We start from the raw sequence: 13876 nt of genomic DNA on the forward strand, positions 1-13876 counted from the left end.
TCCGGTCCGCTCGCGACAGCGGTGCACGGAGCCGTCGCCGGACGGTGCCCGCCACACGGACGCGCGGTGGGACTCAGACGCGCAGCCGCGCACGCTCCCTGCGCGCGACGTCGAGCAGCACCTGCGCCCGTGCATCGAAGGAGTGCTCCGCGGCGATCCTGGTGGCCACCGCCGACCGCTCCGCCACGTCCGGCCAGGGACGCGCGGGATCGAGCAGACCTGCGAGCTCGTCGCGGTCGTGCGCGACCGCCAGCGTCGGCAGGTCGAGCAGGTCCCCCAGCCCGGCCACCGGGTCGGTGACGACGACCCCGCCTGCGGCGAGCACGTCGAACACCCGGTTCGACACGAAGCCGCCGGCCGCCATGTCCGGCCAGTGGTCGTTGAGGACCACGCGTGCGGACGCGTAGGCGCGCGCCACCGCCCGTCGCTCGAGCGACGGGGCGCCGAGCGCGGCGGGCGGCACCAGGCCTGCCCACCCCGGGCCGTGCACGCGCAGGTCCGCTCCGAGCGCGACCGCGTCCTGGACGACGGCACGCTCCACTCCGCGCGTCGACCCGACGAACACCACGCGGCCGGCGTCCGGGTCGTCGCCCGTCGGAACGGCGCCGGAGACCGGGTGGAACACCGCCGGGTCGGTGGCCTGCAGCAGCGTCCGGACGGGCACGCCGGCGCGATCCGCAGCGGTGGCTGCCCACACCGCTCCGGCGGCGAAGACCGCGTCGAATGACCTGAGCTCGGTGTCGGACACGTCGTCCGGGTGGCTGATCACCCAGAGCAGGTTCACGGACGCGGGGTTCGGCGGCACCCGGTCGAGCCCGCGGACGACGAGCGTCACATCGTCGCCCGCGTCGTCGGGACGGACATGGGCGTCGCGGCGGTCGACCCGCACACGCTGCCCGAGTCGCCGGAGGGCCGCGGCGAGTTCGTCGGCGAAGTGCACGTCGCCCCAGCCGTCGCCGTCCGCACCGGCGGGCGCAGCGATCTTGACCGACCAGGACAACCGTCCGTCGTCGTCCTCGGTCCGGGTCGTGGGTGTCACCGGTCGAGCACCCCACGGCGGCAACGGCGGTCCCGCGACCACGCCCGAGCCCGGGTACTCCGTCGGCGTCCGGGCCCGTCCGCGCCACGACGCGACGACGTCCACCACGGCGGCGTCGACCGTTCGTCCCGGTTCCACCGTCCGGCGGACCGGCCCGACGTCGCGGGTCGTCACCGTCGTCGAGACGGCGTCGGCTACCGCGACGGTCCACGCCGTCAGGACGGTGCGCTCGTCCGGGAGGCACGGCGCCGCGACCACGGCACGCTGCGGCATCGAGACGACCGGCTGGTCGGCCCCGAACACCGGCCCGTCCTGCGAGACCGGGCGGTCGTCGGCCCACGGCAGGGCACCGGGGCGGACGAGCAGCGCGCCGTTCCGGAGGGAACCGTCTGCCGTCACCACGCGCGCCTGTGTCGGGCGACGGACGTCGTGTGCGAGCACCCGGAGCGCTGCGGCGTCGAGCACGACCGACGTGTCGACCAGGACCAGGGTCTGCCCGACGCCGGCGGCGATCCCCGCGTTCACCGCCGACCCGATGCCGTCGACCGGGTCGGTGCGGACCCAGGGCACGGCCGGGTCGAAGCCGTCACGGGGCGAGGCGTCGGCCACGTAGGACACGGCGCGGACGTCGGCTCCGTCGCCGAGGGCCGCTCGCGCGACCGCGATCAGCCGCGGCACCTCGCCGTGCCGGTCCGATCGGGTCGTGACGACCACGGTGACCGGCGTGTCCAGGTGCGGGAGCGCTCCGTCCCAGCCGGCCACCCGGACGGGTGACGCCGTCATCGCGGACGACGGGGGCGACTCCAGGCCCGGACCGGAGTGCACCGCGTCGCGACGGCGGCGTCGGCCGAACACGCGGGTCAGGCGTCGAGCAGTCGCTGCAGGTACACGCCGTACCCACCCTTGACGAGGGGTGCGGCGAGCTCGGCGAGCTGCGCGTCGTCGATCCAGCCGTTGCGCCAGGCGATCTCCTCGATGCACCCGATCTTGAAGCCCTGACGGTCCTCGATGACCTTGACGTACTCGGACGCCTGCATCATGGACTCGAAGGTGCCGGTGTCCAGCCAGGCCGTGCCGCGGTCGAGGACCTGCACGCCGAGCTTGCCGGAGTCGAGGTAGCGCTCGTTGACCGTCGAGATCTCGAGCTCCCCGCGGGCGCTCGGCTCGATGGTCTTCGCGATCTCGATCACCGAGTTGTCGTAGAAGTACAGGCCGGGGACCGCGTAGTTCGACTTCGGCTGCGCGGGCTTCTCCTCGATGGAGACCGCCGTGAACGAGTCGTCGAACTCGACGACGCCGTACGCCGTCGGGTCGGCGACGTGGTACGCGAAGATCGTCGCGCCGTCGACCTCGGTGTTCTTCCGCAGGTTCGTGCCGAGGCCCGTGCCGTGGAAGATGTTGTCACCGAGGACGAGTGCGACGCTGTCGTCGCCGATGAAGTCCTCGCCGATGACGAAGGCCTGCGCGAGACCGTCCGGGCTCGGCTGGACCGCGTACTGGATGTCCATGCCCAGCGCGGAGCCGTCGCCGAGCAACGCCCTGAACTGGTCGTTGTACTCCGGCGTCGTGATGACGAGGACCTCGCGGATCCCGGCCATCATGAGCGTCGACAGCGGGTAGTAGACCATCGGCTTGTCGTAGATCGGCATGAGCTGCTTGCTGATGCCCTTGGTGATCGGCCACAGGCGGGTGCCGGAACCGCCGGCCAGGATGATGCCCTTCACGTCCGGGCCCCCTTACTTCTTCGTCCGGAGGGACTCGGTGTACGCCACCGCTTCCTCGTAGGTCGGCAGCAGGCCCTGCTCGGCTGCCTGTTCGAGCGTCGGCGCCTTCGTGTCCTTGTCGGACAGCACGGGATCGCCGATCCCGTCCGGCAGCTCGAGCCCGACGGTCGGGTCGAGGATGGTGATCCCCTTCTCCCGCTCGGGGTCGTAGTGCGCGCTGACGAGGTAGTTCACGGTCGAGCGGTCCTCGAGCGCGACGATGGCGTGCCCGAGGCCCTCGGACAGGTACACGGCCTTGCGGTCGACGTCGTCGATCCGGACCGAGTCCCACTGGCCGAACGTCGGGGACCCCACCCGGATGTCGACGATGTAGTCGATGAAGGCGCCGCGGACGGCGGTCACGTACTTCGCCTGGCTGGGCGCGACGAGGGCGTAGTGGATGCCCCGGGCCACACCGGCCGACGAGATCGACATGTTGACCTGCCGGAGGTCCAGCGGGTGACCGACGGTCTCCTCGAGGACGTCTGCGCGGTACGCCTCGAGGAACGCTCCTCGTGCGTCGCCGTGCTGGACGGGCGTGAACTCCCACGCGCCGGGGATCTTCAGTTCGCGGATCTGCACCAGGCGATCCTAGCAACGCGGTCGCACCGCTACGATCGAGGAGTTTGCCGACGGACCAGGGGGTCGATCTTGACCGTGCTGCTCGCACACATCCGACGTCACGCAGCAGCGTGGGTCTTCGCGGCCGTCGCCGGTGCTGCGGTCTCGCTCTTCTGCACCGTGGTGCCCGCCGGCTGGGGGCTCGACGAGCAGTCCCACGTGGCCCGGGCCTACCAGGTCAGCCGGGCGATCCCGCTGCCCTACGTACGGGAGGACGGGAAGACCCTCGGGGCCTCGGTCCCGGAGAAGATCATGGCGGTCGAGGCAGCCGGGTTCTCGGCATCGAACGGCGTCGACCGGAGTGCGCCGTCCTGGCAGCGGGCGGACTTCTCGAACCGCGCCCAGGTGCACGAGCTGAACGCAGCCGTCGTCGAGCCGGGCGATCCGACCGTCGACTACGACGTGTCGAACGCCTCGGCGTCGAGCTTCGTGCCCTACCTGCCCGCCGCCGTCGGCATGCGGATCGGGTCGGTCCTCGGCGCGAACGTCGGTGCGACGATGCTGCTCGCCAAGCTCATCAACGGACTCGTCTTCGTCATGCTCGGGACCGCCGCGGTCGCCGTCCTCGCACCCTTCCGTGCTCGCTGGCTGTTCTTCGCGATCGGACTGCTACCGGAAACCGTCTTCCAGTCCGCGTACGTCACCGCGGACTCGTACACCGACGGCATCGCCCTGCTGTTCGCGGCCGCGGTCACCCGGCTCGCACTCGACCGGCGACCGGCGACCATCACGCTGCTCGTCGGGACGGTCGCCGCAGCACTCGGCATAGCAGCCGCGAAGCCGACGTACGTGGTGCTGGTGCTGGCGCTGCTCGCGATCCCGGGGGCCCGGCTGCTCCCGGCCCGACTCGCCGAGCGGGTGGCGCGTCCTGCCCTGGTGGGCAAGGCGGTGGCGGCCGGCATGATCGTCGTCGTCGGGGCCGTCGCGCTCGTCGTGCTCAAGTTGGTGGGCAACTCGACCGTCGCGATCGCCGCGACCTACGACCGCGGCGCGGACAGCGGCGCACAGGTCGAGTACCTCCTGCACCATCCGCTGCACGTCCCCGTCGTGCTGTGGCGGACCATCGAGGTCTTCGGGCTGTCCTGGACGGAGAGCCTGACCGGCAACTTCGGCTACAACACGGTGCACCAGGTCGAGCCGTTCGTCACGATGTGCATCGTGACGGTCGTCCTCGCCGCGTTCCACGCCGAGCGGCTCCGCCGGGTCGTCGGCCTGACGTTCCTGCTCGGGAGCCTCGTCGCGGGTTTCGCCGTGATCGGCGCGCTCTACCTCACCTTCAACGCACCGGGCGACCCGATGGCGGTCGGCGTGCAGGGGCGCTACTTCATCCCGCTGCTCGCACCCTTCGTCCTCGGTCTGGCGGCGCTCCTGCCGATCCGGCTGGCGTTGCGCGAGCGGCACGCGGCGATCGTCTTCCCGGCCCTGTCGACGGTCGCGCTGCTCGCGAGCGGCGTGCTCTGGCTCTCGTTCCTGTACTGACGCGCGCGAGCCGGACCCGACATGCAGGCGGTGCGCGGCGTCCGACCCCGGACGCCGCGTCAGTCGGTCTGGAGTCCGAGCGCCCGCTCCCAGGTCGTGTCGGACCCGATCAAGCGTGTGTCACGGACGTACCGAGCCGCGGCGGGAGCGGGTCGCGCCTCCTGGACGGCCGCCAGCACAGCTCGGCGCCACCCGGCCAGGTCGTCGTTCGGGACGACGGCCGCCCGCTCGAGGTGCCGGTGGTAGGGGCCGACAGCGGAGAGGACGACAGGCAGCCCCAGCAGCGTGTACTCGACGAACTTCAGGTCGCTCTTGGCGTGGTTGAACGGCTCGTCGACGAGCGGAGCGACGGCTGCGTCCCACCGACCGGCGTGTGCACGGAGCCACCGGACGAACGACGGGTAGTGCCCGGCCGTCTCCGGGACCGGGAGGGTGTCGTACCAGTCCTCGGCGTCCTCGGTGATCCCGACGACCTCGAGCCGGACCGGGCGACCGTCCCGCGCGACGAGGTCGTCGAACACCGGGCGGAGGAGAGCGAGGTCGGCCCCGTGGGTGCGGGACCCGGCGTACAGGACCCGATGCGGGCCTCCGGCGTCCGTCGTCGTGTCGTCGGGCAGGGGGTCGGCCTCCACCGGGCCGGTCCACAGCCGGGGGTCGACCTGGTTCTCGACGACGACCGGTCGACCGCCGACCGCCCGCACCGCGTCGGCGAGGGGCGGCGTGCTGACGATCGTGCTCGACGCCGCGCGGACGACCGCATGCACGGATGCGAGCCGATCAGGGTCGTACTCGGCGCGACCGAGCCGGGCACGGGCCTCCTCGGTGAAGAAGTCGTCGTCGACCTCGGCGACCAGGCGTGTCCCGCTCGCACGGATGCGCGCGAGGAACGGCTCGAGGTCGGCGGCCGGCACCGCGTCGCGCTGTACGAGGACGACGTCGTACCGCGCGGGATCCTCGCCGGCGCCGTACGCGTGCGGGTCCACCTGAGCCACGTCGGCGCGCCCGCAGCGCGCGAGCAGCTCGATCCGCTGGACCACACGGACGTGGGCCGACGGCGCGTGCAGGCCGTCCCGTCCGTGCACCACGTACCCGACCAGGGGGGTCGGTGACGGCGGTCCCTCCGCCCGCGCAGCGTGGAGGCGGTCGGCGAGTCGACGCAGGAACGGGCGACGGTCGGCAGCGGGCACACCGCATCTTCCCAGAAGGCTGAGGAGATTACGATGATCGGGATCCCGCTCGCCCCCGAATCCCCCGAGGTCCCGCCGCGCCGTGAAGTTGTTCGTGCAGATCCCCTGCCTCAACGAGGAGCAGACCCTCCCCGCCGTCCTCGAGACCATCCCGGAGTCGATCCCGGGCATCGACGAGATCGAACTCCTGGTGATCGACGACGGCTCGACCGACCGCACGGTGGAGGTCGCCCGGGCGCACGGCGTCCGGCACGTCGTCCGACACACCAGGAACATGGGGCTCGCCCGGTCCTTCCGTGACGGCGTCGACTACGCGCTCCTGCACGGTGCGGACATCGTCGTGAACACCGACGGCGACAACCAGTACCCCCAGGTCCAGATCACCGAGCTCGTGCAGCCGATCGTCAACGGGCAGGCGGACATCGTCATCGGCGACCGACAGACCCGCACCATCGAGCACTTCTCCGGGTTCAAGAAGCTCATGCAGCGGTTCGGGTCGTTCGTCGCGAGCCGCGCGGCCGGGCTCGATCTGCCGGACGCCGCGAGCGGGTTCCGCGCCTACTCGAAGTACTCGCTGATCCGGCTCAACATCGTCACGCGCTTCAGCTACTGCATGGAGACCATCGTGCAGGCCGGCTACAAGCGGCTCGCGATCGAGAGCATCCCGATCACGACGAACCCGAAGACGCGCGAGTCCCGGCTGTTCGACAACATCTGGCAGCACATGTTCCAGTCGGGCTCCGCGATCGCCCGCGTCTACCTGATGTACCGTCCGATGGCGCTGTTCGCCTGGGTCAGCGCGGTGTTCGGCGTCGCCGGGCTCGTGCCCTTCGTGCGGTACCTGGTGCTGATGCTGACGGACTCGGGCGGCAACCACCTGCAGTCCCTCATCCTCGGCGTGGTCCTCGTCATCAGCGCCCTGCTGTCGATCACGATCGGAGTGGTCGCCGACCTGACCCGGCTGAACCGGACGCTGGCGGAGGAACAGCTCGACCTCCAGAAGCTGGCGCGGTACGGGGACTGACGGCACGGGACGCCGCTAGACTGCCTGCCGACCGTCGTCGGCCCGGGCCGACGTCCATCGGCCACGAAAAGGAAACCAGCGTGAAGATCCTCGTCACCGGAGGGGCCGGCTTCATCGGCTCGAACTTCGTCCGCAGAACCCTCGAGGACGCCTACCCCGGCCTCGAAGGGGCCGAGGTCGTCGTCTACGACGCCCTGACCTACTCGGGCAACCTCGAGAACCTCGCACCGGTGGCGGACTCGCCGCGCTACTCCTTCGTGCAGGGCGACATCCGCGACGCCGCCAAGCTGGACGAGGTCATCCCGGGCATCGACGCGATCGTGCACTTCGCGGCCGAGTCGCACGTCGACCGGTCGGTGCGCGACTCCGGCATCTTCGTCGAGACGAACGTCGTCGGCACCCAGCGGCTCCTCGACGCCGCGCTCCGCCACGGCACCGAGCGCTTCGTGCACGTGTCCACGGACGAGGTCTACGGCTCGATCAGCGAGGGTTCGTGGGACGAGGAGCGCCCGCTCGAGCCGAACTCGCCGTACTCGGCGTCGAAGGCCGGCAGCGACCTCCTGGCTCGCAGCTACCACCGCACCCACGGGCTGAACCTCTCGATCACGCGCTGCTCGAACAACTACGGGCCGTACCACTTCCCCGAGAAGGTCATCCCGCTCTTCGTCACGAACCTCATCGACGACCGGCACGTGCCGCTCTACGGTGAGGGGAACAACGTCCGCGACTGGCTGCACGTCGACGACCACACCCGCGGCATCGCGATGGTGCTCGTCAAGGGCCGCGCCGGCGAGATCTACAACATCGGCGGTGGCACCGAGCTGACCAACAAGGAGCTCACGCAGCTGCTCCTCGACGCCACGGGCAAGGACTGGTCCTACGTCGACCGGGTCCAGGACCGCCTGGGCCACGACCTGCGCTACTCGGTCGACATCTCGAAGATCCAGGCCGAGCTCGGCTACGAGCCGCAGGTCCCGTTCGAGCAGGGCCTCGCCGACGTCGTGCAGTGGTACCGCGACAACCGCTCGTGGTGGGAGCCGCTCAAGGAGCGCGCGGCGCTCAGCTGAGCCCGTCGACGACCATGACCCGCTACCTCATCACCGGTGCGGCCGGCATGCTCGGCCGTGACCTGCAGGACGCCCTCGCCGGGCGGGACGTCACGGCCCTCGGTCGGGCCGACCTCGACGTGACCGACGCCGCCGCGGTCGCCGCCGCGGTCGCCGGCCACGACGTCGTGATCAACAGCGCCGCCTACACGAAGGTCGACGACGCCGAGTCCCACGAGGACGACGCGTACGCCGTGAACGCGCGCGGGCCCGCGGTCCTCGCGACCGCGGCGTCCGCGGCCGGCGCGAAGCTCGTGCACGTCTCCACGGACTACGTGTTCGACGGCACCGGCACCTCGCCGTACCCCGAGGACGCTCCGCTCGCACCGCTCGGGGCGTACGGGCGCACCAAGGCAGCCGGCGAGGAGGCGATCCGCGCCACCGCCCCGGACTCGTCCTGGATCGTGCGGGCGGCGTGGCTCTACGGCGCACACGGGCCGAACTTCGCGAAGACGATGGTCCGGCTCGCCGGGTCGCACGACACCGTCAGCGTCGTCACCGACCAGGTGGGCCAGCCGACGTGGACCGGCGACCTCGCCCGGCAGATCGTCGCGATGCTCGACGCCGACGCGCCGGCGGGGACCTACCACGGCACGAACGGCGGGCAGGGTTCGTGGTTCGACTTCACGAAGGCGATCTTCGCCGAGGTCGGCCTCGACCCGGAGCGGGTGCTGCCCACCGACAGCACCGCGTTCGTTCGCCCTGCCCCGCGTCCCGCGTACAGCGTGCTCGGGCACGACGCGTGGGGCCGGGCCGGGCTCGCACCGATGCGTGACTGGCGCGAGGCGCTCCACGCGGCGGTGGAGGCCGGTGTCCTCGACGCCTGAGCCGGCCACCGGTCGGTCCCCCGGGCGCCGTGCCCGGATCGTCACCGCGGTGAAGTGGAGCGCGGCCGCACTGGCGGTCGCGCTCCTCGTCGTGGGGGTCGTGCAGCAGTGGGACGCGATCGTCCGTGACTTCGCCCGTCTCTCCGTCGGCACGGTGGTGGTCGGTGTCCTGGCGACCCTCGTCGCCCTCGTCGCGAACATGGCGTCGTGGCGCGCCATGACCGCCGCGACCGGGACGCGTCTGCCCGTGTCCGCCGCCTCCTCGGTGTTCTTCGTCGGACAGCTCGGCAAGTACGTGCCCGGCGGCGTGTGGTCGATCGCGGCGCAGGCCGAGCTCGGCCGCGCCCACGGCCTCGCCCGGACGACCAGCGCTGCCGCATCGCTCGCCTCGATGCTCGTCAGCATGGTCACCGCGGCCCTCGTCGGCATCGTCGGCCTGCTCGTCGGCGCACCGGACGGGCTCACGACGTTCTGGTGGCTCGCGGTCGTCGCGGCGCTCGGCCTCGTCACCCTGATGCCGCCGGTGCTCGCACGGCTCATCGCCCTCGCGATGCGGCTCCTGCGCCGTCCGCCGCAGGTCGTGTCGCTCTCCTGGGGCGCGACGCTCGCGTCGATCGCGTGGTCGGCCGCGATGTGGCTCGCCTACGGCGTGCAGGCCTCGACGGTGCTGCGGGCCTTCGGCGCCGACGGGACCGCCGTGCCCCCGCTCGCGACGGGCGCCTACGCCGTGGCATGGCTGGTCGGGTTCCTCGTCGTCGTCGCCCCCGCCGGTCTCGGGGCCCGCGAGGGCGTCCTCGTGCTGCTCCTCGGTCCCGTCGCGGGGGTGTCCGGCGCGTTGGCCCTCGCCGTCGTCAGCCGTGCGCTGATGACCCTCGGCGACGTCGTGCTCGCCGCGGTCGGCGCCGCACTCGCGGTCCGCCACCGCCGTCGCGTCGACGCGGCGTGATCTCCACGGCGCCCCTGGTAGTGTCTCGCCGGTACTGTGCGCAGTGCCGCCCGACCGACCCGAGGAGCCGTACCGCATGACCACTCTCCGCGTCGTCGTCGACCAGGTGATCGCGCCGGTCCCGGGCGGGATCGGTCGCTACGCGGAGGAACTCACCCGGCAGCTCGTCGAGACCGCTCCGGCCGGGTGCGACGTCGAGGGCATCGTCTCCGCTGCGCCGCGCGCCGACGTCGAGCGTCTGCGGACGCTGTTGCCCGGCCTGACCGGCGTCGAGCGACTCGCGCTGCCCCGCCGCGAGCTCTCGTTCGCCTGGCAGGGTGGGCTCGCGCACGGTGCCTCGCACGGCATGGTCCACGCACCCAGTGTGCTCGCTCCCCTCGTGAAGCACGACCGCTTCCAGGAGCCCGGTCGCCAGACCGTGGTGACCGTGCACGACACCGTGCCGTGGACCCACCCCGAGACCCTCACACCCCGTGGCGTGCACTTCCACAAGGCGATGGTGAAGCGGGCGTGGAAGCACGCCGACGCCGTCGTCGTGCCCACGCACGCAGTCGCTGCCCAGCTCGACGAGATCCACCGCTTCGGCGACCGCCTGCGGGTGATCGGCGGCGCTCCGACCAGCCGACTCCGCGTGCCCGTGGACGCCGACCTGCGCGCGGAACGACTCGGCCTCCCCGACCGGTACGTCCTCGCGGTGGGCACCCTCGAGCCGCGCAAGGGGCTCCGTCACCTCATCGAGGCGATGGCGCACCCCGACGCGCCGCAGGACGTCCCGCTGGTCGTCGCCGGTCCGGACGGCTGGGGCGACGTCGACGTCCTCGGCACCGCCGAGCGCGCCGGTCTCGCCGCCGACCGGGTCAAGGTGCTCGGCCGGGTGGACGACGCCGACCTGGCGGTCGCGTACGACCGCGCCGCAGTGTTCGTGTTCCCGAGCCTCGCCGAGGGCTTCGGCTTGCCCGTGATCGAGGCCATGAGCTTCGGCACGCCCGTCGTGCACTCCGACGACCCGGCCGTCAGCGAGGTCGCCTCGGACGCGGGCGTCACCGTCGCCCGCGACCCGCGCGAGTCCTACTCCGAGCGGCTCGCGCAGGCCGTCTACCAGGTGGTCGCGGACCCGCTGCTCGCAGGTCAGCTCGCGATCGCCGGCCCGGACCGGGCGCGCATGTTCGACTGGCGGGACTCCGCACTCGAGACGTGGCAGCTGCACGCGGACCTCTGAGACACGCCGAGACACCCCCGACGACGGCCCGAGCAGACGGACGCCGTCCCGGGCAGTCGGCTGATCCGACGGGAGGCAGCGCCGTCGACGCCGTCAGAGCTGCTCGCGCAGCGCCGCGGCCTTCCGTTCGACGACCTGCTCGAGCCCGGCGGCGTACGCAGCGAGCCGCGCCGCGACCGCGGGCTCGGCCGATCCGATGATGCGCGCTGCGAGGAGCCCGGCGTTCGCGGCACCGTTGATCGCCATCGTCGCGACCGGGATGCCGGCGGGCATCTGCACGATCGACAGCAGCGAGTCGAGACCGTCGAGCCGCGCGAGCTGCACGGGTACGCCGATCACGGGCAACGTCGTCAGCGAGGCGACCATGCCGGGCAGGTGCGCCGCTCCCCCGGCACCGGCGACGACGACCCGGACGCCGCGGTCCGCGGCAGCACGCGCGTAGCGCACCATCTTGTCCGGGGTGCGGTGGGCCGAGACCACGTCGGCCTCGAACGGGATGTCGAGTTCCGTCAGGATCTCCGTCGCCGCCCGCATGGTGGGCCAGTCGGAGTCCGATCCCATGATGATCGAGACGAGCGGGGTGGGCGCGATGGTGTCGGTCACGTCACGAGGCTAGCCGAGCGCGCAGCACCCGCGCGATGCGTGGGGCGCGCAGGGCACATGCGCCACGCGGGACGCAGACCCGGACGGGAGGCACGACCCGCGCCGACCACGCCGGGCGCCCCGACGGACCGGTCCGGTCCACCGCAGGACCACGTCCGTCGCGCACGGTGGCGTCGTCACGCCTCGCCACGCTCCCCGACCCGGCCACCTGCGCGACGCCGGGCGTCCGTCAGGCGCACCGTGCCTCCCGTCCGCGTCGGGTGCACGGCACCGACGTCAGTCGTCGAAGTGCGCCGCCGCGGCACGCGCCCGGTACACCACGTCGTCCACGTCGTCCCCGGTGACCGTGACGTGTCCGACCTTGCGGCCCGGCCGCGGCGCCTTCCCGTAGAAGTGCAGCTTGGCCTCGGGGAAGGCGGCGAGCGCCGCCGGGTACCGCGCGGCGAGGTCGCCGTCCGACGGGCCGCCGAGCACGTTCACCATGACGGCGACCGGGTCGTGTGTGCCGGTCGCGCCGAGCGGCAGGTCGAGCACCGCACGCAGGTGCTGCTCGAACTGGCTCGTCGTGGCGCCGTCGATCGTCCAGTGGCCGGTGTTGTGCGGCCGCATGGCGAGCTCGTTCACCAGGATGCGCTCGTCGGCGGTCTGGAAGAGCTCGACGGCGAGCACCCCGGTCACCCCGAGCGCCTCGGCGATCCCGACCGCGAGCGACTCGGCGGCGTCGGCGAGGCGTCCGGCGCTGGCGGGCGCCGGGGCGATGACCTCGGCGCACACGCCGTCGCGCTGCACCGTCTCGACGAGGGGCCACGCGACGACCTCGCCGGAGGGACGGCGCGCGACGGACTGTGCGAGCTCGCGGGTGAAGGGCACGAGCTCCTCGACGAGCAGCGCCTGGTCGGAGCCGGACTCGGCGACCGCGGTGAACCAGTCCTCGACCTCGGCGGCATCCGACACCACGCGCACCCCCTTGCCGTCGTAGCCCCCGCGAGCGGTCTTCACGACCGCACGGCCCCCGTGCTCGTCGAGGAACGCGCGGAGCTCGTCGGCGTCGTGCACGGCCGCCCAGTCCGGGACGGGGAACCCGAGCTCGCCGAGTCGCCGCCGCATGACGATCTTGTCCTGCGCGACGGCGAGCGCCTCCGGGCCCGGGTGCACGGCGATCCCGGCGTCGACGAGGCCCCGGAGGACGTCCTGTGGCACGTGCTCGTGGTCGAACGTGACCGCGTCGACCTCGCGGGCGAAGGCGAGGACCGTGTCGAGGTCGTGGTAGTCGCCCTCGGCCGTCGCCGCGATCGCCGCGGACATGCCCGGGCCCTCGGCCAGGACCCGGACGTCGAGACCGAGCTCGATCGCAGCGGGGACCATCATCCGGGCGAGCTGTCCGCCGCCGACGACTCCGACACGCAAGGCCATGCTGTGTGTTCCTTCCGCCGTTCTCACCGGGCCGGGAGAGCGTGCTGTCTACAATCGTGGTTCTGCCGGTCGCTGACCGGACCGAGCCGGGACCCGCCCGGCCATGGACAACTCTACGGATCCTGGAGACGACGTGCGGCGACTCATCGCGCAGCTGGCCCGCTTCGGAGTCGTCGGGGCCGTGGGCTTCGTCGTCGACTTCAGCGTGTTCAACCTGTTGCGCGCCACCGTGCTCTCACCCGACGAGGTGCACTCCGGCCCCTTCTGGGCGAAGGTCGTGTCGACGGTCCTCGCCATCGCGGTGAACTGGTTGGGCAACCGGTACTGGACCTTCCGGCACCAACGTCGTTCGGTCGCCGCACGCGAGGGCGTCGAGTTCCTCGTCGTCTCCCTGGGCGGCATGGTCATCTCGCTCGGCTGCCTCGGGGTCTCCCACTACCTGCTCGGCTTCACCTCCGCGTTCGCGGACAACGTCTCGGGCAACGTGATCGGGCTCGCGCTCGGCACCGCCTTCCGGTTCTGGCTGTACAAGGTGTGGGTGTACCACCCCGACCGCGTCCAGCAGGAGTCCGCGCGCGCGGCGGTCCCCGAGGACGCACGCCTGCCGAACGGCGTCTGAGCCGACGGACCCGGGACCGTCCGCTCCGTA

Annotated in this window: 13 protein-coding genes; 7 read left to right on the plus strand and 6 right to left on the minus strand. The window is 72.2% G+C overall.

Annotated elements, in window-relative coordinates; translation table 11 throughout:
• Positions 1-73 precede the first annotated feature (73 nt).
• The 3 genes from DEJ22_RS10140 to DEJ22_RS10150 form a co-directional block, all read right to left on the minus strand.
• On the minus strand, positions 74-1822 hold the full coding sequence (locus tag DEJ22_RS10140; RefSeq protein WP_146241745.1) for a glycosyltransferase: 1749 nt from the start codon (positions 1820-1822) through the stop codon (positions 74-76).
• Between the two features lie 77 nt (positions 1823-1899).
• The gene (gene rfbA, locus DEJ22_RS10145) at positions 1900-2763 is read right to left on the minus strand and encodes a glucose-1-phosphate thymidylyltransferase RfbA (RefSeq protein WP_111227034.1); all 864 of its coding nucleotides are present in this window, start codon (positions 2761-2763) and stop codon (positions 1900-1902) included.
• A gap of 12 nt (positions 2764-2775) precedes the next feature.
• Positions 2776-3384, minus strand: a complete 609-nt coding sequence (locus tag DEJ22_RS10150; protein WP_111227235.1) for a dTDP-4-dehydrorhamnose 3,5-epimerase family protein — start codon at positions 3382-3384, stop codon at positions 2776-2778.
• Between the two features lie 75 nt (positions 3385-3459).
• Here DEJ22_RS10150 and DEJ22_RS10155 point away from each other — a divergent pair, with 75 nt between their 5' ends.
• Complete coding sequence (locus tag DEJ22_RS10155) at positions 3460-4902, plus strand: DUF2142 domain-containing protein (RefSeq protein ID WP_258379620.1); 1443 nt, start codon at positions 3460-3462, stop codon at positions 4900-4902.
• A gap of 59 nt (positions 4903-4961) precedes the next feature.
• Here the strand turns inward: DEJ22_RS10155 and DEJ22_RS10160 are convergent, their stop codons facing one another.
• Positions 4962-6089 carry a glycosyltransferase family protein gene (locus DEJ22_RS10160; RefSeq protein ID WP_111227036.1) on the minus strand — a complete coding sequence of 376 codons (1128 nt, stop codon included), beginning with the start codon at positions 6087-6089 and terminating at the stop codon, positions 4962-4964.
• An 82-nt stretch (positions 6090-6171) separates the two neighbouring features.
• On the opposite strand from DEJ22_RS10160, the gene DEJ22_RS10165 reads away from it, so the two are divergent.
• The 5 genes from DEJ22_RS10165 (at position 6172) to DEJ22_RS10185 (ending at position 11211) form a co-directional block, all read left to right on the plus strand.
• The gene (locus DEJ22_RS10165; protein ID WP_111227037.1) at positions 6172-7113 is read left to right on the plus strand and encodes a glycosyltransferase family 2 protein; all 942 of its coding nucleotides are present in this window, start codon (positions 6172-6174) and stop codon (positions 7111-7113) included.
• A gap of 80 nt (positions 7114-7193) precedes the next feature.
• Positions 7194-8180, plus strand: a complete 987-nt coding sequence (rfbB, locus tag DEJ22_RS10170) for a dTDP-glucose 4,6-dehydratase (protein WP_111227038.1) — start codon at positions 7194-7196, stop codon at positions 8178-8180.
• A 14-nt stretch (positions 8181-8194) separates the two neighbouring features.
• Positions 8195-9046: a dTDP-4-dehydrorhamnose reductase gene (rfbD, locus tag DEJ22_RS10175; RefSeq protein ID WP_111227039.1), complete on the plus strand. Its 852-nt coding sequence runs from the start codon at positions 8195-8197 to the stop codon at positions 9044-9046.
• A 49-nt stretch (positions 9047-9095) separates the two neighbouring features.
• Positions 9096-9992: a lysylphosphatidylglycerol synthase domain-containing protein gene (locus DEJ22_RS10180; RefSeq protein WP_181430771.1), complete on the plus strand. Its 897-nt coding sequence runs from the start codon at positions 9096-9098 to the stop codon at positions 9990-9992.
• A 76-nt stretch (positions 9993-10068) separates the two neighbouring features.
• Complete coding sequence (locus DEJ22_RS10185; RefSeq protein WP_111227236.1) at positions 10069-11211, plus strand: glycosyltransferase family 4 protein; 1143 nt, start codon at positions 10069-10071, stop codon at positions 11209-11211.
• A gap of 93 nt (positions 11212-11304) precedes the next feature.
• On the opposite strand, the gene purE is transcribed toward DEJ22_RS10185, so the two are convergent.
• Complete coding sequence (gene purE / locus DEJ22_RS10190; protein ID WP_258379610.1) at positions 11305-11814, minus strand: 5-(carboxyamino)imidazole ribonucleotide mutase; 510 nt, start codon at positions 11812-11814, stop codon at positions 11305-11307.
• Between the two features lie 276 nt (positions 11815-12090).
• Complete coding sequence (locus tag DEJ22_RS10195) at positions 12091-13227, minus strand: 5-(carboxyamino)imidazole ribonucleotide synthase (protein WP_111227041.1); 1137 nt, start codon at positions 13225-13227, stop codon at positions 12091-12093.
• A gap of 133 nt (positions 13228-13360) precedes the next feature.
• Here DEJ22_RS10195 and DEJ22_RS10200 point away from each other — a divergent pair, with 133 nt between their 5' ends.
• On the plus strand, positions 13361-13846 hold the full coding sequence (locus DEJ22_RS10200; RefSeq protein WP_258379611.1) for a GtrA family protein: 486 nt from the start codon (positions 13361-13363) through the stop codon (positions 13844-13846).
• Positions 13847-13876 lie beyond the last annotated feature (30 nt).

This window comes from Curtobacterium sp. MCSS17_007, assembly GCF_003234175.2.
Classification (GTDB): domain Bacteria; phylum Actinomycetota; class Actinomycetes; order Actinomycetales; family Microbacteriaceae; genus Curtobacterium.